Source organism: Caballeronia sp. dw_19, assembly GCF_018449515.1.
In the GTDB taxonomy this organism is placed as follows: Bacteria; Pseudomonadota; Gammaproteobacteria; order Burkholderiales; family Burkholderiaceae; genus Caballeronia.
In genome coordinates, this window is sequence record NZ_JAAVUQ010000045.1 from 43,119 (window position 1) to 63,063 (window position 19,945).

Consider the following 19,945-nt stretch of genomic DNA (forward strand, 5'->3'; position numbering starts at 1 on the left):
AGCATCCTGCGTCGTGCGCTGAAACGTCCGTTGCGTCCGTGTCGAATCAGCGAATTTTTTTCACTCCGAACACCCCTTATTCAAGGAACTAAGAAGGTTCTGAGCGACGCCCAAGCTGGCGCTGGGTATCATCGAGGGCTGTTCTGTGGCGGGTCCGGGCAAGGTGAATTATTCGACACCTTTGCAGCAACAACCGGGCGACGTCCACACGGCTGCCCCGCTTGGTCGTTCGTTGAGCAGTCCTGACGCCCGCTTTCGGAAATGAGAAAAAGATGAATGCTCCTATGGTCGTTGTACAAGGCGATCTGCTTCTGCCGACGCTGTTCCCGCTTGCCACTATGCCCAACGCCGTTTATGGCGAAGAGTGGACGTTAACCGGCACGCGTCCGGTCTTGACTGAATACGAAATACCGTTTTACGCGGCTCGTTTTCTCACGGCATATGTCAGTGCGCTTTCTCTTCGCAACGACCGGTTCCCGTATACGCCTTGCAGCCTCTGGGGCAAGTTCAAACGCATCGACGAAGTCAATCACGCCGAGCAAGGCGCTGGGGTTCCCCCGGCTCCCGTCAACGCAGCACCCCAAGCCGCCGAGCCGGCGCCCTTCGCGTTCGAGCCGTTCACCGCGCCCGACGACCGGCATGTGAAAACACCGGCGGCTAATCACGATCATCGCAAGCAGCTTGCTGGTGGAGCGATTGCGCTGGCATGCGCTGCGTTTATTGCGTGGGCGTTGTTTGGTACGAAAATCGGCCATCAGGATACCGAAACGCAGAAACCCGAGGTTGTGCTGAGCGCTATCCCGGCGATCAAGCCGACATCCGACTCTGATTCTGAAACGATTCATGCATCCGGTGCGTCGAGCGCAACGGTGGTGGTTGCTTCGCCTTCGACTGGCGCTTCGACTTCGGATGGCGCTTCGATGGTGGCTTCAGCGGCAGCCAGGACAGTTGCTTCGGCTGAAGCTTCTGCCACTCACTCCGCTGCCGCTGCCTCCGTGATTGCCGCTTTGCCTGCGGTACAAAAAACTGTCAATCTCAGCAGCGCTATCGGCAACAGCAAGCCGTCGGCGAGCCCAGCCACACGCATGAATGTCATGGCTGGTGATGGCCGCACCGCCGCACCCAACGCCGTGTCGGAACGCGCAACCAAAGCGCAAACAGTTGCGCAACCTCTGGAACGCCGTGGTTCGAAAGCCAAGTTGAAAACCAAGGCGAAGGGCAAGCGGGATGCACATCGGTACGAAGTGGTTTATCGGCGTCATGGCCATGAGTATCGTGGGACACCGGTTTATCGCAGCACCGGGCATGAAGCTCCCCTCACGTCGCCGGGCCACCGCGTGCTCACGCGCAATGACACGGCAAGCTCATCGCTCAGCGTTACCGATATGTACAACATGCTCGCGCACTCCGCCGTACTCGATGACAACAGCGGCGCGGCCCGCCAGCCCGTTCGTGTTGCGCCCCGAGAAGCGGCGGCGTCGCCTTCACGGCGCTCCAGCGGCAGTGATTCACCCAACTGGAATTCCGACTTGAGCCAGCGTCGCGTCACTGACACGCCCTCGCAATTTTCCAAGTGACCGGCAGCCAGAACAGCGGCATCGTGCAGCGCGATTTCAACCCGCGCGCTGCACAATGTGTCGATAGTCAGTCGCCGAAACTTACTTAATTTTGAAGCCTCGTCCTATGAAGTACGTCTCTCTCTCCACCCTTCTGAACGCGATGTTCGTTGCTGCGATCGCGCTCGGCTCATCCGTCGCGACGGCTTATCAGCCAGTCGGCACGTTGCTCTCGGCAACCGGCGTCGCCGATCCCATCCGGCAACCGACCGCTAACGGTTCCATGGATGATTTTCAGGATGGCGCCGACGCCGCGTCGAATGCTCAGACGCCGGGAAACGTGTCGGAACTCATGCAGATGGTCCAGGCCCATAAGGTGACTGAATTACGCGTCACGTATAACGGCAGCTATGGCGCGGCGCTGTTTTTCTATCCCCAAGACATCGTGTATTACGTCGCGCTGTTCCAGGACAAGAATTTCTGGCGCGTCGTGAAATCGCAGGACGATGCACATGCCGAAACGGTCTACGCGCAATTCGCCCGCAAGAGCTATGCGCTCGCCGAGGGTGAAATCAAACGCACACAATTGCAGGCGCAAAAGGCGTTGCTCGAACGCGTCATTGCGGTGTCGAATGATCGGGCGCAGCGCCTGACTGCCGATCTTTCCATTGCGCGCGCGCAGGAAAGCGAAGTGTCGCAACGTCAGCAACAGATGCAGGTGGAATCGGCGGCGTTGCTGAACGAGAAATCCGCCGCCGAGCGCAAGTTGCTCATGTTGCAGCGGCAGGTTCAGCAACTTCAGGATCAGAGCGAAGCAGGACTCGTTCAGTAACGCTCAAGCTCGCACTGGCGTTTGATTCGGCCGACCAAGTGGCAACAAAAAAGCCGTTCCAACTTTCATGTTGGAACGGCTTTTTTGTCATCGCGCTACACGGGTTCGCTACGCGGCGTTCAACCCACGTATGCTAGAAACGCGTTTCGCGTGCCACGCGCAGGAAAGTATCGAGTAAAGGCGTGCAATCGAGCAACTCGTCGCCGCCCGCGCGATGGAACTCCGGATGCCATTGCACGCCCATCACGAACGGTGCACGCCGATAACGCACCGCTTCAATAATGCCGTCGTGCGCTGACACAGCCTCGATGTTCAGGTCACGGCCGATCGTCTTCACCGCCTGATGGTGGATCGAGTTGACGAGCGCTTCGCGGTGGCCCGGAAACATGTTGACGAGCGTGGAGCCATCGGGGAAACGAATCGGGTGGCGATGCTGATCGTATTGCTCGTTCACATGCACACCGGCCGTGGGGACATCGGTTGCAATGTCCTGATAGAGCGTGCCGCCGAACGCAACGTTGATCAGTTGACATCCGCGGCACACACCAAGCACGGGCTTGCCCGCCTCGATGAATTCATGCAACAGCTCCAGCTCGTACATGTCCCGCACGCGGTCGCCGGGCCATTCGTGACGCGTGGCCGCTTCCGTATAGGATTGCGGCGAAACGTCAGCGCCACCTTGCAGCAGCAGGCCGTCCAGTTGTTTCGCATAGTCGCGCAACCGGATGTTGCTCGGATGCAGCATGCCCTGATGGCCGACCGTCGGAATCATGAAGACGAGCACGTCACGCGACATCACCCAATGCGCAATCGATTCCTCCAGATACTGCAGCGTCTTGCCGCGCAGTCCTTTGGCACCCGGCTCAGGATGAAAAATCCGCGCCGACACGCCTATTCTCAATGTCCTCTGCGTGATCCGCTGGCCGGCACGGTCGAAGATCTGACGCGCACGCGCCTTGATTACACGGCCGAACACGGACCAGGCGGAGTCACTGTTACGCAGATAAGCAGGTGGCGCCTTCGCATCCGGTGAGTCGGGTGGAGTGGGCGGCGCACGGAATGTGCCGAAATCCGGCGCGGCCGAAAATTCCGGCGGCAGGCTGGAAGCTGGCTTCGGCGTGGCACTTTCTGTCGCGGTCGCGGCTTCGGCCGCTTGCGCCTCGGTGGCATTTTCAAGCTCCGCCGCGAGACTGGCTTCCGCTTGCGTCGCGGTTTCGACCTCCGCTGCAAGGCTCGCCTTTGCATCGAGCGTTTTGTTCGCAGCGGATGTGGACGATGCGGATGCCGACGATGCGGCTTCACGTGCCGCCGTTTCCTGCTGCGCCATCGCTCTGGCCGCCGATGCACGCGCTTCAGCTGCGTCATCGCGTTGCGCCTTAGCGGTATCGGCAGGTTCTACCGTCGACGCGCTTGCAGGTGCGTCCGTCGACGCCCGTTCGGCCGCCGTGGCGTTCGGGCCTGGCTGCGCAGCGGCACCAGGGACATCAGGACTCTTTGTGGATGATACGGACGGAACGGCCGGCGTATGACTGCCCGGGACGGAACCCGAAGAATCGGCTGCGGGAGAACCTGTGCCGGGCGTGCCCGGCGTTATTGACCCGTTTGAGTCGTTTGACTTGTTTTCGCTCATTCCGATATAGGCGCCAGGCGCTGTGAGAATGGTCAGAGTTTAATTATCCGCCTCTGGTCCGGGGGCGGCAAACCATCGAACAATTGCTCACATTATCGGGGGAAACAATGGGTTCATGCTCAAGGATGATCTCTCGGCTCTTCGAATGTTTCGCGCAGCGCGATCTGCATGGTTGCGTGGATCTTGACGCACCAGCGCCACAACACCGTGAGCAACAACGCCGCACAGACCAGCACCGCGATCATCAAGCCGAACGGCGGCAGGATGCCGCCCGAGAGCACTGCCACCAGCAGGAAAACACCGAACATCGCGAGAATCGGAATCAAGCCGGAAATGGCCGATCGCAACGCCCGAGTGAAACGTCCGGCCTTCGCGGGCTGCACGCTCACTTCGGCGAGCATCAGTGCGAGAGACCCCAGTTTGCGATACACCGCCACCAGGAACGGCATGGACACCAGCAACGCTGCGCTCCAAAGCGCGACACGCTGAGCGTCGTTGGTGGGCAACCAGCGCGACAGATATTCAGTGGCAAACGGCGCCGCGTAGGACGCTGTGAGGAAGATGGCGGCCACCAGCGCTAGATTCACCGCGATCTGCACCACGATCCGGCGCGTCATGCTGAACAGCGTCGGGCCGCCGGTATCCGGTGAAAGGCTCGCGAGCCATTGCGAATACAGGCCGAAGGTATTCGCAACGGGCACGGGCATCGAGCGGGCGATGCGGCGCGTGATTGGATCAGCGGCCTTGATCAGATACGGCGTGAACAGCGTGGTCAACGCGGAAACCGCGACGGCGATCGGGTACAAGAAGCCGCTGGTCACTTTCAGCGACAACCCCAGTGACGCGATGATGAACGAGAACTCGCCGATCTGCGCGACGCTCATGCCTACGCGCATCGACGTGCGCCCGTCCCTGCCGGCGAGGAAAGTGCCGAGCCCGCACGACACGATCTTGCCGAACACGACCGCGACCGTGATCACGGCGATCGGCCACCAGTAGTCAACCAGCACCGCCGGGTTCAGCATCAGGCCGATGGTCACGAAGAAGATGGCGGAGAACATATCGCGAACCGGCGCGATCAGGTGTTCGATGCGCTGCAGGTTGCGCGATTCAGCCATGATCGCGCCGATCAGGAACGCCCCAAGCGCGATGCTGTAGTCGAGCTGCACGACCAGCAGGCAGAAGCCGAAACAAAAGCCGAGCACAGTGACGAGCAGCATTTCGTCGCTCTTGGCCTTTGCCACATAGTCGAGCGCGCGCGGCACGATCAGGATGCCGACCACCATCGAAACAGTCATGAACAGCAGCAACTTGCCCAGCGTGACAAACGCCACGCCCGCCGAGACGGAACCCGTCTGTGCAATGCCCGAGAGCAGCACAAGCATGGCTATGGCCAGAATGTCCTCGACGATCAAAATGCCGAAGATCAGTTGCGCGAATGGCTCGCCCTTCATGCCGAGTTCGGAGAGCGCCTTGATGATGATCGTTGTGGATGAGATAGCAAGCATGGCGCCGAGGAACAGCGAATCCATAGCGTTCCAGCCGAACCACTGCCCGATCTCATAGCCGATCCAGATCATCAGCACGATCTCGGACGCCGCTGCCACGAAAGCCGTCGCGCCGACCTTGAATAGTTTCTTCAGGCTGAATTCAAGCCCGAGCGAAAACATCAGGAAAACCACGCCGAGTTCGCCGAGCGTCTGAATGGTGGCTTCGTCGTGGATAAGCTGGAACGGCGGAGTGTACGGCCCGATAATCACGCCCGCCACGATGTACCCCAGCACGACCGGCTGCTTCAGACGGTGAAATAACACCGTGACGATGCCCGCAATCGCCATGATTACCGCTAGATCTTGAATGAAGCCGATCGCGTGATGCATCCGCAAATCCTTACAAAAAGCACACAGGGACGCAGATAGTACCGCAATGGTTTTTTACATTGGTGACGGAAACGGTCAGACGAGGGGCAAAATGGGACACGCCACCGGACATGGCCGATGTCAGCGCTACTACGTGGTCGCCGGGCAACGCGCCAAGGACACATTCCAGCCTGACACGGGATCAGGCCGGTTTCGGGCAAACGGCCTCAGACAGCCGCTTCGTCTTCTTCGCCCGTGCGAATGCGGATGACGCGTTCCACATCGGTCACGAAGATCTTGCCGTCGCCGATCTTGCCGGTACGGGCCGCACCAATGATTGCGTCGATAACCTGATCCGTCTGTGAGTCGGCCACCACCACTTCGATCTTCACCTTCGGCAGGAAATCGACCACGTATTCCGCCCCGCGATACAGCTCCGTGTGGCCCTTCTGCCGCCCGAAGCCCTTGACCTCGGTGACTGTCAGACCAGTGAGCCCGGCGCCGGCGAGCGCTTCACGGACTTCGTCGAGCTTGAACGGTTTGATGACTGCGGTAATGCGTTTCATGGCGCGCCTCTTGAAAAATTGTACGGATAAGCGAGAAAACGGATTGAGGAATCGATGTATTGATTCTAGCCGCGTTTTCACGGTTAACCGCAGAGATCTCGCGCCATAGCATCGGGATCACGCCGTTATCGGCGCATTTACGCGCAGATATGGTGCAAACGCCTCAATCGACCGGAATATTCTTCAAATCGTTCATCCAGACGACCGATTCCGAATCGCTCGGCGCGCGCCAGTCGCCCCGCGGCGACAACGAACCGCCGGTCCCTACTTTCGGTGCATTCGGAACGCAAGACCGCTTGAATTGGCTGGTCCGGAAAAACCGGTCGAGGAAAATGCCCAGGTTGTGCTTGATGGCCGGCAACGCGTACTCGTTTCGCGCGACATGCGCACCTTCCGGCCAGTCGCCCGCGTCGCGATCCTTCCATGCGGTGTACGCCAGGAACGCCACTTTCGTTGGCGCAAAACCAAAGCGCAACGTGTAATACAGGTTGAAATCCTGCAACTCGTACGGTCCGATGACGCTCTCCGTCTTTTGCTCTGGATTGCCGTTTGATTTACCGGGAACGAGTTCCGGGCTGATGTCGGTATTCAGGATGTTGATCAGGACGTCCGAACCCGAGTTGCCAATCTGCCCGGTTTCCGCGACCCACCGGACCAGATGCGTGATCAGCGTTTTCGGGACGCTGGCGTTGACGTTGTAGTGCGACATGTGATCGCCCACGCCGTACGTGCACCAGCCAAGCGCGAGTTCGCTCAGGTCGCCCGTGCCGACCACGATTGCGCCTTTGAAGTTCGCGAGCCGGAACAGATGATTCGTGCGCTCGCCTGCTTGCACGTTCTCGAACGTGATGTCGTATTCCTCTTTGCCCGCTGCATACGGATGGCCAAGATCCTTCAGCATCTGCTCGCAGCTTGGCCGGATGTCGATCTCGCTCGCCGAACACCCTACGATCTCCATCAGTTGCCGCGCCTGCAGGAGCGTCCGGTCGCTCGTGGCGAATCCGGGCATGGTCACGCCGAGAATATTCGTGCGCGGCAGCTTCAGCCGGTCCATGGCCTTGGCGCAGACAAGCAACGCGTGGGTAGAATCCAGGCCACCCGAAATGCCGATCACGACCTTCGATATGCCGCTCGCCGAGAGCCGTTGCACCAGCGCCTGCACCTGGATGTTGTAGACCTCGTTGCAGCGTTCGTCGCGGCGCTTCGGATCGGATGGAACGTAGGGGAAACGCTCCACGGCGCGGTCCAGCGGCAATGCGCGGTTGATCGGCAGGTCAAGATTGAAGCGCACCGTTTCGAATTTCGATACTTCGTCGGCATGTCGGCGCACCGACTGGCCGAATGTGGTCTGGCGCATGCGTTCACGCGACAGCCGCTCAAGGTCGACATCGGCGAAAACAAGATGGGAGGTGTCCAGGAAGCGCTCGGACTCGGCGAGCAGTTCGCCGTTTTCGTAGATCACCGCCTGCCCGTCCCAGGCCAGGTCGGTCGTGGACTCTCCTCTTCCCGCCGATGTATACAAATACGCCGAAAGGCACCGGGCGGACTGCTGGCCGACCAGTTGATGCCGGTAACTCGACTTGCCGACCACCACGTTCGACGCCGACAGGTTCACCAGCACCGTTGCGCCCGCAAGTGCTGCGAACGACGAAGGCGGCACCGGCACCCAGACGTCCTCGCAGATTTCCACGTGAAAGCGGAACAGCGGCATGTTGGCGATTTCAAACAGCAGCGCCGATCCGAACGGCACTTCGGTACCCAGCAACGTGACGCGATCCGTCGACGCGTTCTCGGCCGCGCTGAACTGGCGCGCTTCGTAGAACTCGCCGTAATTCGGCAGATAACTCTTCGGCACGACGCCCTGGACCTGGCCGCCCGCGACCACGACGGCGCAGTTGAAGAGCGTATGGTCGACGCGCAGCGGCATGCCCACGATCATTGCAATGGAGAGGCTCTTCGATGCCGCCACGACGGACGCAAGCGCCTCTTCGCAGGCATCGAGCAAGGCCCGCTGGTGGAACAGGTCGTCACAGGTATAAGCCGGTAGCCCAAGCTCCGGGAACGCGACCAGCACCGCACCGTTCGCCGCCGCCTGCTTCGCCAGGTCGATGGTTTCAGCGGCGTTGAACGCAGGATCCGCAACCCGGCAACGGGGCACGCCTACCGCCACGCGAGCGAAATCATGGCTATAGAGATTGAAGAATCGGTTTTTCATCTTGAGCTTGTCCATACGATGCCCCGCATTCGGGGATCCTGTTCCGGCGCATAACGGGTTAAGGGCGGGTTAAGAGTTACCGCTGTGAAAGCGAAAGCATTTCGACATGATGATAAGTCGAGTTGCAGTTTCCGGGCATCTATTGGATCAAGCGTTAGCCATCCGGTCAGGTTTCGAGCGCGTCGGACGCTCGGCCTTATGCCTTCTTCCTGAAGGGCGTATGGGCTTCCAGCTCCTGGATATGCTGGTCCATCGCCGCCGTTTCTTCATCGAGGAACTCACTGATCGCGTGGGCAAATCGCGGGTCCGCGACCCAATGCGCGGACCACGTGGGAGTGGGCAACATGCCGCGCGACATCTTGTGCACGCCCTGTGCGCCGCCTTCGAAACGGGCAAGGCGGTTCTCGATGCAATATTGGATTCCCTGCATGTAGCAGGTTTCGAAGTGCAGTCCCGAGACGAATTCTTTCGTGCCCCAGTAGCGGCCGAACATCACGTCGCCGCCGATCATGTTCAGCGCGCACGCGAGCCGCTGGCCGTCCGCTTCGGCGATCACGAGCAAGATGCTCTCGGGCGCGGCCGCGTGGATCTGGTCGAAAAATTCGCGCGACAGATACGGTGGATTCCAGTGCTCGCGATAGGTATTTTCATAACACGCGTAGAAGAAATCGAGCGCTTCCCGGTCAATTTCCGCGCCGCGCAGCCACGTGTAGGTGACGCCGGCATCGACTACGCGCCGGCGATCCTGCTTCACCTTCTTGCGCTTGTCGTGGCTCATGGTCGCGAGAAACGCGTCGAAGCTGTCGTAGCCGCCGGGTGCATTCTCCCAGTGGAACTGCACGCCTTCGCGCAGCATGTAGCCGGCTTCGGTCAGCGCTTCGAGATCCTGCTCTTGCGGAAACAGCACGTGCAGGGAAGAGAGTTCCAACTGCTTGGTCAACTCGATCGCGCCGCGCGCGAGCATTACGCGCTCCTCGTGCGTGGCGGCGATCAGGCGCGGCCCGGTCACCGGCGAAAACGGCACCGCCGATAATCCCTTCGGATAGTACTTAAGGCCATTTCGCTCGAAGGCGTCGGCCCAGGCGTGATCGAAGACGTACTCGCCTCGCGAATGTTTCTTGAGGTAGAGCGGCATGGCGCCGGTCAGCTTGCCGTCACGCTTGAGCAGCAGGAAATGCGGGCGCCAGCCGGTGCGCGCAACCGCACAGCCCGTGTCCTGCAACGCCGATAGGAATTCGTGCCGGACGAAGGGGTTATCGCCGGCGAGACGGTTCCATTCGTCCGGGGTAACGGAATCGAGCGAATCGACCACATGTATTTCGACCTTGCGGTTCAACAGGCTTACCTCGCTTCGGGCTTGTTCTGGCGTGTTCGGGCTAACTGCCGGGCGCTTGGTGCAGCGCGGAACAGTTATTCTCGCCGAAGTCGCGGGTTTTTGTTCGGGAGGGGTTTGAGGCAGGGGCTTGAGGGATAATGCGCGGCATTGCGGTTTTCGCCTTTTCCCAACGATTTCTCATGCCTTGGTTCCTGTACCTTATCGAATGCGCCGACGGAAGTCTCTATACCGGGATTGCTACCGATGTCGAAGCGCGGTTCGCGAAACATGTCAGCGGCGATGGCGCGAGATATACCCGATCGCGCAAGCCGGTTGCCGTGCGAGCGTCGTTTGAATTGAGTGGACGCGCTGAGGCATCGCGGGCGGAATATTGGGTGAAGCGGCTGACGGCGGCGCGGAAATGGAAGTTGGTGGCGGGCGAATTGACGCTCGTGGAAATCATGCCGCCAGTCGAGATTGAAGCGGACGCCAGCGCGGACGAAACAAACGAACGCGCTGACGTCGAGGCAGGTTGAAGAAAGCATTGGCGCCGCGCCAAATCGTTTAAATCGGTCGGCGCGGCGTTGTGTCTATGCTTTTAAAGCAACGCCAGCCAGGAAATGCCGCTACCTGACCCTAAAGACTCTGCTCCCAAAAGCGGCCTTTTCCCGCTGATGTAAGTCGAGGACGACGTACCCAGAAGTGTCGAGTTGCTGCCGAGAGCGAATGCACCTAACCCTCCGGTTGCGCTTTCACTTTGTACGCCAATTACCGCCCAGGTCAGCCCGCCATCCTTTGTGCCATACACGGAGCCGAACGTATCGAGTGCGTATCCGGATGTTGGCGTGTTGAATACAAGATCCCTGATCAACGAGCTCTTCGGAACGGCCACTGCGCTCCATGTCGCGCCGCCATCGGTCGTCTTCAGCACAGGATAAGGCGCGCTGCTCCACAGCGAACCCGAGGCGTATCCGGTCTTGGCATCGACGAAAAATACGCTTGCGTATGAATTCATCTCAACGGCCGGCATTTTTGAGACCGTCCAGGTTGTGCCGCCATCGGTCGTCCTCGAAATCTGCAACTTCGAACTATTCCTGGCGGCGCCGATGATCCAGCCGTTTTGTGCATCGATAAATTGCATGCGCTCAGCGCTGAGAGCCGCGTCCGCCTGAAAGTGCCATGTCTTCCCGCCATCGGTCGTATTGATGACGCTGCCCGTGTCGTCGACAATCCAGCCGTGTTGACCCACGAACTGAACCGCCCTCTTGCAGCGGCTTTCCAATCCGCCGCCCACACTAACGTTTTCCCACGAACTGCCTGCGTTGGACGAATGCATGACGGCGGCATAATTGAAATCGATCCGCCATCCGCCCTCAACTGCAGACGACTTTTGCTGCGGACAGCCGACAACCCAGATGTTTTTATCGTCAGCGAATCCAATGTCCAGGAAACCATTGCCGCCATTCACGGAGTCGTCTTTTGGTAGCGTCAGTTCTTGCCACGACCGTCCGTTATCCGTAGATCGCACGACTTGCGGGTGAGTGATGGGCAAAGCCCATGCAGTTCCATTCGATGCAACGCGAATGCGGCCAACGGGTTGTGCGGTGTAAGACGCTTTCCAGACGGCATAGCCGGTAGACGTAGACGGGTCAGAGGGCCTGACAACGAAACTCGACGAATCCAGCGTGATCGGGAAATCGTGGCTGGTCTGGCCGCCATATTCGTCCGTCACAACGACGGTGATCAAGTGGGTGCCGCCGGTTGAAAACCCGTAGCTCAGCATGCTGCTCGACGTAGCTTGTCCGTAAGCCACACCATCGATCAACCATTTGTAAGTAAGGGAATCGCCTTGCGGATCAGTTGCGTTGACCGCGACATCGACGGTCCTCAACGAATCGACTTGCCCGAGGTTGACAGAATTCGATCTCGCTCCAATCACATCCAGGCCAGTCGAGATTCGCCGAGTAGACACGACACCACTCACCACCGGCGGCTGATTCGCCACAATATCCACAGTGCGCGTTTCAAAGCTCTTCTGACCGTTCTTATCCGACGCCGTCACCTTGACGGTGAACTGGCCCACCTTCGAATACGTGTGCGACGCCGATGCTCCGTTCGACATAGGCGTGGCATCGCCGAACTCCCAGAGGTAAGTTGTCCCGCTCGGAAAAGTGCCGCTGACCACAAAATCGACCTTGGTCCCCGGGCGCAACGCGTTCGTAGGCGTAATGCCAACGTCTGCAATCTTGATTACTGCGGCACTGGGCGGTTGAACGCCGTTGTTCTGAATCTGAGAGGCCGGACTAGCCTGAGCAGCCGTCGAATCCCCGCCGCCACCTCCGCCGCACCCCGTGAGCACGAGCGCGCAAACTGCTGCGCTGATTCCACCCCTGAGTCGCCTGTTCATTCTTTAAACCTTGTTCATAAGGTGGCGACCTTCCTCCAGTGTTCGATCTTCTCCTGATCGATTCAACGTCATGCTTTCGATGAAACCGGCAGTCGACGCGAGAAGGTCGCCCCTGTTTGTTGATCTGGAGGCGAGAAGACGAAACCTTACGCGGACATTTCAGTTATTAACGGAATTATTGCAAGTTACGCAACGGTTATAGGGAAATCGTACTTTTCTGATTGCTTTGCTTGGACTTTCCAGATGCGGCGGTTTTTGCCCGGTGGCTCTGCAGCGATATGGACCACTGCAACGCCAATTTTTTCGGCATAAAAAAACCGCCCGGTCCTGCCTCATGGCAAGACCGGGCGGTCTTCTACAACTCAACAACAATCAGTCGCTAACTTTACTTCTTGAAGTTAGCCACGCCGTCCGTGATTTCCTTGTGGGCCGCGTCCACGCCCTGCCAGCCTTCGACCTTCACCCACTTGCCCTTTTCCAGCGCCTTGTAATGTTCGAAGAAATGCTTGATCTGGTCCTTCAGATACTCGGGCACGTCATCCACCGTCTTCATGTGCGCCGTCATCGGACAGATCTTGTCGTGAGCGACCGCGACCAGCTTCGCGTCGACACCCGATTCATCCGTCATCTGCAGCATGCCCAATGCGCGTGCCCGAACCACGGAGCCAGCCAGCAGCGGAAATGGCGTGATCACCAGGACATCGACGGGATCGCCGTCGCCGGAAAGCGTCTGCGGAATGAAACCGTAGTTCGCCGGGTAACGCATGCCCGTTCCAATGAAACGGTCGACCACGAGCAGGCCCATGTCCTTGTCCGCTTCGTACTTCACCGGATCGCTTTGCGCCGGGATCTCGATGATCACATTGAAATCCTGCGGAAGATCCTTGCCTGCGGGTACGTTGTTAAAGCTCATATGCACTCTCTTCAAAGTGGAAATTCGGTGTCGGAGATAAACGCATTCGATACACGCAAATGTCGCGTTTTGCTGCATTGCGGCAATACGCGTGGAGCGCGAATGTCCTGACTGCAACGCTGCATCAAGGCGTTACGTTCGCCCATGAAACAGCGCAATTACGTCATTATAGCCAATCGAGGTGCGCGTCCCGGCGTCAGCGGTACGCGAGGAAATCGGCGCAAAATAGGCTGTCAGCAATGTGATCGGTGACGTAAATGAACGTAAATGAAGGCAGATGAACCCACATGAAGCACCGCGCAATCGAATGAAGCCATAGTACGTCCCCCCAAAACAGCCACGGAGAGAGGAGTCAGGCATGGAAGAGGCAAAGCATTTCATCGGCAACCAGTGGGTAACGGCGGCAAGCCACGAGACCATTCCTGTCATCGATCCCTCCGACGGCCAGGTCTTCGCGCAACTCGCGCGCGGCAACGCAGTCGATATCGACCGCGCCGTCCAGGCAGCGCGCCACGCTTACGAAGGCTCCTGGGGCCACGCAAGCGCCGCCGATCGCGGACGCGTGCTTTACAGGCTATCGATGATCATCGCCGCCCATCAGGACGAACTGGCGCATCTCGAAGCACAAGACACCGGCAAACCCCTGAAGCAGGCCCATGCGGACGCGGCCGGCATCGCCCGGTATTTCGAGTTCTACGCAGGCGCCGCCGACAAGCTCCACGGCGAGACACTGCCCTATCAAACCGGCTACACCGTCCTCACGATCCGCGAACCGCACGGCGTGACCGGGCATATCGTGCCGTGGAACTACCCGCTGCAGATCTTCGGGCGCAGCGTCGCCGCGGCGCTCGCGGCCGGCAACGCGTGCGTGGTCAAGCCGGCCGAAGACGCGTGTTTATCGATACTGCGCATAGCCGAACTCGCCGCCGAAGCGGGCTTGCCGGAAGGCGCGCTGAACATCGTCACGGGCTATGGATACGAGGCCGGCGCGGCGCTTGCGAGACATCCAGGCATCGATCACATCTCGTTCACGGGATCGCCGGCAACGGGCGCGGCGGTGGTCAAGATGGCCGCCGATAACCACGTCCCCGTCACGCTCGAACTGGGCGGCAAGTCGCCGCAGATCGTTTTCGCCGATGCCGACTTCGACGCCGCCCTGCCCATGCTCGTTTCGGCGATCGTGCAGAACGCGGGACAGACGTGCTCGGCGGGCAGTCGCGTGCTGATCGAGCGATCGGCGTATGAGCCGCTGCTCGAGCGGTTATCGGAGGCGTTCAGTGCGTTGAAGGTTGGCCCGAGCAAGCTCGATCTCGATTGCGGTCCGCTCATCAGCGCGAAGCAGCAGCAACGCGTGTGGGATTTTCTCTCCGATGCTCAGCACGATGGCATCGCGATGGCCGCCCACGGTGAAGTGGTTTCCGAAGCGCCGGAAGCGGGCTTTTATCAGGCGCCTACGCTCTTGCGCGATGTCCCGCCCGCGCATCGTCTTGCACGCGAAGAGGTGTTCGGACCAGTGCTCTGCGCGATGCCCTTCGATGACGAAGCCGACGCGCTGAAGCTTGCGAATGGCACGGACTTCGGCCTGGTCGCCGGAATCTGGACACGCGATGGCGGCAGGCAAATGCGCATTGCGCGCAAGGTCCGCTCGGGGCAGGTGTTCATCAATAACTACGGCGCGGGCGGCGGCGTGGAACTGCCGTTCGGCGGCGTCAAACATTCGGGCCACGGCCGCGAAAAAGGCTTCGAAGCGCTGTATGGTTTCACAGTGCTCAAAACCATCGCCATCAAGCATGGCTAATCAGCAACCATTTTGCATGGGACCGGAGACAACATGAGACTGCAAGGCAAGACCGCGATTGTGACTGGCGGCGGATCGGGATTCGGCGAAGGGATTGCGAAGACATTTGCGCGCGAAGGCGCGAACGTCGTGGTGAACGACCTCAACGGAGCATCGGCCGAGCGCGTGGCCAGCGAGATTGCGGTGAGCGGCGGCAAGGCGATCGCGGTCCCCGGTGACGTGACGAAACAAGCCGACTGGCAAACGCTTTTCGATGCCGCCATCGAAGACTTCGGCAGCGTTCAGGTTGTTGTGAATAACGCGGGCACGACACATCGGAACAAGCCGGTGATGGAAATTACCGAAGCCGAATTCGATCGCGTTTATGCGGTGAACGTGAAGAGCATCTACTTCAGCGTGGCGCAATTCGTGCCCTACTTTCGCAAGGTCGGCGGTGGTGCGTTCATCAATATTGCATCGACGGCAGGCGTGCGGCCACGGCCCGGTCTGGTTTGGTACAACGGCAGCAAGGCGGCGGTGATTATCGCGAGCAAGGCGTTGGCGGTCGAGCTTGGGCCAGACCGGATTCGCGTCAACTGCATCAACCCCGTGATGGGCGAAACCGGTTTGCTGTCCGAGTTCATGGGCATGGAAGACACGCCCGCGAACCGTCAGAAATTTCTGGCGACTATCCCGCTGGGACGGCTTTCGACGCCACAGGATATTGCGAATGCGGCGCTCTATCTCGCCTCCGATGACGCCGAGTTCATCACCGGCGTGGCGTTGGAAGTAGATGGCGGACGGTGCGTTTGACGTGCTTGCCAGAGGCGCATCCGGCGACTGCCACCGGATGCCTTTGATCGGTGTTTTCCCCATATAAAACAGACGGTTGCGGCCTGGAGCGAGCGGCTAGAATCGGACAGCACGTTTTCCCATCGATAAAAATAGTCAGGAGACGACATGGCCAGTACTGCGGGTGAATTGCATCGACCGGGCGCGGGCGCACCGCCCTCCGCGTTCGAAGCGGCGACGTATCGCAAGGTCGCGTGGCGGCTCTCGCCGTTGCTGCTGATCTGCTATGTAGTGGCGTATCTGGATCGTGTGAATGTGGGCTTTGCCAAACTTCAGATGACCACCGATCTCGGGCTAAGCGATGCCGTCTATGGCTTCGGCGCGGGCATCTTTTTCTTCGGTTATTTCATCTTCGAAATTCCCAGCAACGTCATCCTGCACAAGGTCGGCGCACGCGTGTGGATCGCGCGGATCATGATCACGTGGGGCATCATTTCCGCCCTCACGATGTTCATCACCACGCCCACCATGTTCTATGTGATGCGCTTCATTCTGGGCGTGGCCGAAGCGGGATTTTTCCCCGGCGTCATTCTCTATCTCACCTACTGGTTTCCGGCTGAACGGCGCGGGCGGATGACGACATTGTTCATGACGGCGATTGCTTTATCAGGGTTGATCGGCGGACCGGTATCGGGCTGGATCATGAAGAACTTCGATGGCGTCAACGGCTGGCACGCGTGGCAATGGTTGTTCTTGCTCGAAGGCATTCCATCGATCGTAGTCGGGATTGTTGTGTTCATCTTCATGGATGACCGGATAGCGAAAGCGAAATGGCTTACCACTGAGGAGCGCGAACTGCTGGAGCGGAATATCGCGAAGGACAACGTCGAGAAGGTGGATATGCCCGTGCGCGAGGTGCTCAAAAGTGGCCGCGTGTGGCTGATGAGCCTGACGTACTTCTCATTCGTGATGGGGCTTTATGGCGTGAGCTTCTGGCTGCCGACGATTATCAAGGCGACCGGAGTGACGGACGCGCTGACCATCGGCTTGTTATCCGCGATTCCATTTGGCGCGGCGGTGATTGGCATGCTGCTCGTCGCGCGTAGTGCCGATAAAAGAGGCGAACGGCGGTGGCATATCGCCATTCCTGCGGCCGTGGGGGCGTTGGGGCTGGTGTTGTCGGTGGTGTGGTCGACGAATACGCCGATGGCCATGCTCGGACTCACCTTGGCGACGATGGGGATTCTCACTACGCTGCCGCTGTTCTGGAGTTTGCCGACAGCGTTTTTGGCCGGGACGGGTGCCGCTGCCGGGATCGCGATGATTAACTCGCTGGGGAATCTGGCGGGGTTTTTGAGTCCGTATCTTGTGGGATGGTTGAAGCAAGTGACGGCATCGAATGCGAGCGGGATGTATATGCTCGCCGCGTTCATGGTGCTGGGTGGATTGCTGGCACTGAGTGTGCCGAAGCGGGTGGTGAATCGGTAGGGCTCGCTGGTCGCCAACATCAACTTCATGGCGACGAGCCGATTAACTTGATCGTTGCACAACGGATTCGTTGTGCAACTTGACTCGGTTAATTAGTTTTCACAAACGTGAAGATGTGTGTTCCACCGTTGCCGGTCGGCAGGTTCGCTTTAACTCCCGCCGTCACAGTTTTGTAAGAACCATTATCCTGCAAAGTCGACTCCTTGATAGTCGTCGATAAAGAAGAGTATACATTCTTGCCGTTGTATGAAGATACGTAGTTATAACCCACCGAATTTAATAAGTCAGCCGGACTCATAACTTCGGTCGCCACGCCTGTGTCGATGTTAAAGATAGTAGGGCCGTGCTTACTCGCGCTGTTAGCAAACAAAATTCTATGCGCGTCAATAAGCTGCAAATTTCCAATCTTGACTTGAGTTGGAACTGAGAATGCCCCTATAGCTTTCACCTCACCAGTAACAAGATCCAGTGCTGAGAAGCCACCTAAGTCGCCGGGCTTTCCCGTGCCCATGGCTACATACATCTTGGTCTCGTCGGAGGACAGTAGCATGCCGAGCCTTGTCGCCTCAAACTCGTCCCCGCCTGGTTTACCGACAACAAACTGTCGAATCACTTTTTGCTGCGAAGCGCTGACCTGAGTAACTGCAAACTGCTTACCATTGTTTGCATAGTACCCCGTCAGTACATAAATACCGTCGTTATCCGTTTGCGGCCGAGCCATGAAGTACGTTTCTGATGACGTTCCTGCGCCACCGGCAGCAACCAAAACTTTCGCAACCGAGACTCCATTTTCAGCGTTTAACAATTCAATCGTGTTCGAGGAAATCCCCGACTCTGTCAACGCGTATAGGGTTTTACTGTCCGGTGATACTTCCACTTGACCAAGAACGCTGAAATTCCGGCGAATCGTGTACGCAACGTCATTGGTAGCGGTGTTGATGGCGGTCAATCTTGTGTCCCGTTGGTCGGTGCTCAGAACATACACCCGTTGCCCGTCAGGACTTGCGACGATGTCACTCGTCAAGTAATCATTATCCGACTGGATTGAGATAGTCGCGACGGTAGTGTGAGTCAGCGTGTCGTAGGCCGTGATTTCTTGTTGTGGGCCTTGTTGTTTCGTCACTACGTATAGCGTGCCGCCGGGTTTTCCGTAGAAACGTTGAACCATTTCGATGTCGGTCGCGCTCAGGTTGCCATTGCCTTCCCACACCGGGTTGCAGTAATTCATCACCGACGCCGTATCCCAGGCGCCAATCAATGTGTCACCAAACGGGTAGGTTGATGGGGTGTCCACACACCATGCGGGCGCATCAGGTCTGAGTTGCTCGTGCTGGAACCCTAACGCGTGACCGAATTCGTGCACGGCCTCCACCTTGACGCAATACGCCCTATTGCCGAGGGGAAGGCAGAACGGATTCCAATTTTGGTATTCGAAATTCAAAAATACAGCTTGATCTGGGGCATCCAGATCTTTACCAAAGGAAGTTACATGGACGCGCTCGTCTGAAAGTACGATACGAATCCCGTGGTAATCGGGGTTGCTATCGCACATGTTCCAACCCAGGAATGCGAGCTCCGAATGGTTCTCCCAAGAATCCTTCACGGCTTGTCGCGCTACGCCTCGAAGTTCCGCGGTATTCGCAAACGTCGCAGCGTCTACTTTCCAGCAGACATTGATATCGCGCCTGGTCCAGATTTTGTCAGACGACACGTAGCCCTTTACGTTCCCGACCGTAGCCTTGGATACTTGCACATCGGAAACTGAGGCCGGCGCTGCCGCGTTGTCCGCTACGGCAGACTTGTTTATGGCGCTAGGATTTGTCCCGCTGTCGCTCCCACCACATCCAGCAATAACCACCACTGTCACTCCTATCAGCAGTGCTTTTAATGTCTTAAATCTCATTTGACACGCCCCACGTTAATTTAAGGTTTTATTGGGATAAATCGCACTTGCCTAAGTGCGACCTTAGTTTAACGTTGACTTACAACACATTACTTTTATATTATTAAAAATTACAAAATATGCGCACATTTCCAATAAATCGGTAAAGAAATTGTCTTTTTATATCGCATTATCTATTTAGGAAATATCCCGTTTATTCTCAAATATTCAGTTTTGGCGGCTTCAAAGATGCAATGACGCCGTACCGAGCTAAGGCCATGCACGACGGACGACGAGGTCGCGTAGACGCCGCCGCGGATTCGCCGTCCTAAGGCCGCACAAAACCATCGCCGAGCCAACTAGTCGCACGCTCCACCCCCACACCTCACGCACCGCCACAAGGCGCTCGCCGCGCTTCCGCACCAAATTAGTGCATTACTGCTAATCCCTACATTCCGCCTGCGGCCCTTTCCCATCTTCAAACCCGCTAACCATCAGTACAAACAACTCACTGGCATATCCCTTGCAGTGTCCGAACGACTGACTCTCCGTCAGCGATATTAAAAATATCCACCAGATACCCGCCTCCAACAAATAAATCGGCAAGGGGAAAGACCATGAAACGACGCAGCCTCCTGAAGTTCGGCTCTATGTCGGGCGCGCTCGCGATTGCGGGACAACTGCCCATTTCAAAAGCACACGCCGCCGATACC

General features: G+C 58.3%; 14 protein-coding genes. 6 read left to right on the top strand and 8 right to left on the bottom strand.

Translation table 11 applies throughout. The features are described 5' to 3' along the window. The first annotated feature begins 272 nt into the window (after positions 1 to 272). Together HB376_RS35315 and HB376_RS35320 are read left to right on the top strand one after the other, a co-directional pair. Complete coding sequence (locus HB376_RS35315) at positions 273 to 1,577, top strand: hypothetical protein (RefSeq protein ID WP_213768335.1); 1,305 nt, start codon at positions 273 to 275, stop codon at positions 1,575 to 1,577. Between the two features lie 106 nt (positions 1,578 to 1,683). Continuing rightward, complete coding sequence (locus tag HB376_RS35320) at positions 1,684 to 2,388, top strand: DUF2968 domain-containing protein (RefSeq protein ID WP_213768336.1); 705 nt, start codon at positions 1,684 to 1,686, stop codon at positions 2,386 to 2,388. Between the two features lie 133 nt (positions 2,389 to 2,521). On the opposite strand, the gene HB376_RS35325 is transcribed toward HB376_RS35320, so the two are convergent. From HB376_RS35325 to HB376_RS35345, 5 genes are all read right to left on the bottom strand, one after another. After that, the gene (locus tag HB376_RS35325; protein ID WP_213768337.1) at positions 2,522 to 4,018 is read right to left on the bottom strand and encodes a type 1 glutamine amidotransferase; all 1,497 of its coding nucleotides are present in this window, start codon (positions 4,016 to 4,018) and stop codon (positions 2,522 to 2,524) included. Positions 4,019 to 4,137: 119 nt separating this feature from the next. Continuing rightward, complete coding sequence (locus HB376_RS35330; protein WP_213768338.1) at positions 4,138 to 5,898, bottom strand: cation:proton antiporter; 1,761 nt, start codon at positions 5,896 to 5,898, stop codon at positions 4,138 to 4,140. Positions 5,899 to 6,104: 206 nt separating this feature from the next. Then, positions 6,105 to 6,443 carry a P-II family nitrogen regulator gene (locus HB376_RS35335; RefSeq protein WP_031361078.1) on the bottom strand — a complete coding sequence of 113 codons (339 nt, stop codon included), beginning with the start codon at positions 6,441 to 6,443 and terminating at the stop codon, positions 6,105 to 6,107. Positions 6,444 to 6,606: 163 nt separating this feature from the next. Then, complete coding sequence (locus tag HB376_RS35340) at positions 6,607 to 8,658, bottom strand: NAD(+) synthase (protein ID WP_213768339.1); 2,052 nt, start codon at positions 8,656 to 8,658, stop codon at positions 6,607 to 6,609. Between the two features lie 196 nt (positions 8,659 to 8,854). After that, positions 8,855 to 9,994 (bottom strand): GNAT family N-acetyltransferase, encoded by a 1,140-nt coding sequence (locus HB376_RS35345; RefSeq protein ID WP_213768340.1) that lies wholly within the window; start codon positions 9,992 to 9,994, stop codon positions 8,855 to 8,857. Positions 9,995 to 10,173: 179 nt separating this feature from the next. Here HB376_RS35345 and HB376_RS35350 point away from each other — a divergent pair, with 179 nt between their 5' ends. Further along, positions 10,174 to 10,509, top strand: coding sequence for a GIY-YIG nuclease family protein (locus HB376_RS35350; RefSeq protein ID WP_213768341.1), 336 nt, complete (start codon positions 10,174 to 10,176; stop codon positions 10,507 to 10,509). Between the two features lie 62 nt (positions 10,510 to 10,571). On the opposite strand, the gene HB376_RS35355 is transcribed toward HB376_RS35350, so the two are convergent. Beyond that, positions 10,572 to 12,380, bottom strand: coding sequence for a PKD domain-containing protein (locus tag HB376_RS35355; protein ID WP_213768342.1), 1,809 nt, complete (start codon positions 12,378 to 12,380; stop codon positions 10,572 to 10,574). A 385-nt stretch (positions 12,381 to 12,765) separates the two neighbouring features. Continuing rightward, a complete protein-coding gene (ppa, locus tag HB376_RS35360; RefSeq protein ID WP_213768343.1) occupies positions 12,766 to 13,293 on the bottom strand; it encodes an inorganic diphosphatase in 528 nt (175 codons plus the stop codon). A 358-nt stretch (positions 13,294 to 13,651) separates the two neighbouring features. On the opposite strand from ppa, the gene HB376_RS35365 reads away from it, so the two are divergent. From HB376_RS35365 to HB376_RS35375, 3 genes are all read left to right on the top strand, one after another. Then, positions 13,652 to 15,091, top strand: coding sequence for an aldehyde dehydrogenase family protein (locus HB376_RS35365; protein ID WP_213768344.1), 1,440 nt, complete (start codon positions 13,652 to 13,654; stop codon positions 15,089 to 15,091). Between the two features lie 33 nt (positions 15,092 to 15,124). Next, entirely contained in the window at positions 15,125 to 15,883 is a 759-nt protein-coding gene (locus HB376_RS35370; protein ID WP_213768345.1) for an SDR family oxidoreductase, read from the top strand. Positions 15,884 to 16,030: 147 nt separating this feature from the next. Beyond that, positions 16,031 to 17,350, top strand: a complete 1,320-nt coding sequence (locus HB376_RS35375; RefSeq protein ID WP_213768346.1) for an MFS transporter — start codon at positions 16,031 to 16,033, stop codon at positions 17,348 to 17,350. Between the two features lie 88 nt (positions 17,351 to 17,438). Here the strand turns inward: HB376_RS35375 and HB376_RS35380 are convergent, their stop codons facing one another. Beyond that, positions 17,439 to 19,253 carry a hypothetical protein gene (locus HB376_RS35380; protein ID WP_213768347.1) on the bottom strand — a complete coding sequence of 605 codons (1,815 nt, stop codon included), beginning with the start codon at positions 19,251 to 19,253 and terminating at the stop codon, positions 17,439 to 17,441. Positions 19,254 to 19,945: the final 692 nt, after the last annotated feature.

Excerpts from the sequence above, each read along its gene's own strand:
- HB376_RS35330 (WP_213768338.1), bottom strand. The coding sequence starts at position 5,898 with ATGCATCACGCGATCGGCTTCATTCAAGATCTAGCGGTAATCATGGCG.
- HB376_RS35370 (WP_213768345.1), top strand. The coding sequence starts at position 15,125 with ATGAGACTGCAAGGCAAGACCGCGATTGTGACTGGCGGCGGATCGGGA.
- HB376_RS35350 (WP_213768341.1), top strand. The coding sequence starts at position 10,174 with ATGCCTTGGTTCCTGTACCTTATCGAATGCGCCGACGGAAGTCTCTAT.
- HB376_RS35355 (WP_213768342.1), bottom strand. The coding sequence starts at position 12,380 with ATGAACAGGCGACTCAGGGGTGGAATCAGCGCAGCAGTTTGCGCGCTC.
- HB376_RS35335 (WP_031361078.1), bottom strand. The coding sequence starts at position 6,443 with ATGAAACGCATTACCGCAGTCATCAAACCGTTCAAGCTCGACGAAGTC.
- HB376_RS35365 (WP_213768344.1), top strand. The coding sequence starts at position 13,652 with ATGGAAGAGGCAAAGCATTTCATCGGCAACCAGTGGGTAACGGCGGCA.
- HB376_RS35325 (WP_213768337.1), bottom strand. The coding sequence starts at position 4,018 with ATGAGCGAAAACAAGTCAAACGACTCAAACGGGTCAATAACGCCGGGC.
- HB376_RS35375 (WP_213768346.1), top strand. The coding sequence starts at position 16,031 with ATGGCCAGTACTGCGGGTGAATTGCATCGACCGGGCGCGGGCGCACCG.
- ppa (WP_213768343.1), bottom strand. The coding sequence starts at position 13,293 with ATGAGCTTTAACAACGTACCCGCAGGCAAGGATCTTCCGCAGGATTTC.
- HB376_RS35380 (WP_213768347.1), bottom strand. The coding sequence starts at position 19,253 with ATGAGATTTAAGACATTAAAAGCACTGCTGATAGGAGTGACAGTGGTG.
- HB376_RS35320 (WP_213768336.1), top strand. The coding sequence starts at position 1,684 with ATGAAGTACGTCTCTCTCTCCACCCTTCTGAACGCGATGTTCGTTGCT.
- HB376_RS35315 (WP_213768335.1), top strand. The coding sequence starts at position 273 with ATGAATGCTCCTATGGTCGTTGTACAAGGCGATCTGCTTCTGCCGACG.
- HB376_RS35340 (WP_213768339.1), bottom strand. The coding sequence starts at position 8,658 with ATGAAAAACCGATTCTTCAATCTCTATAGCCATGATTTCGCTCGCGTG.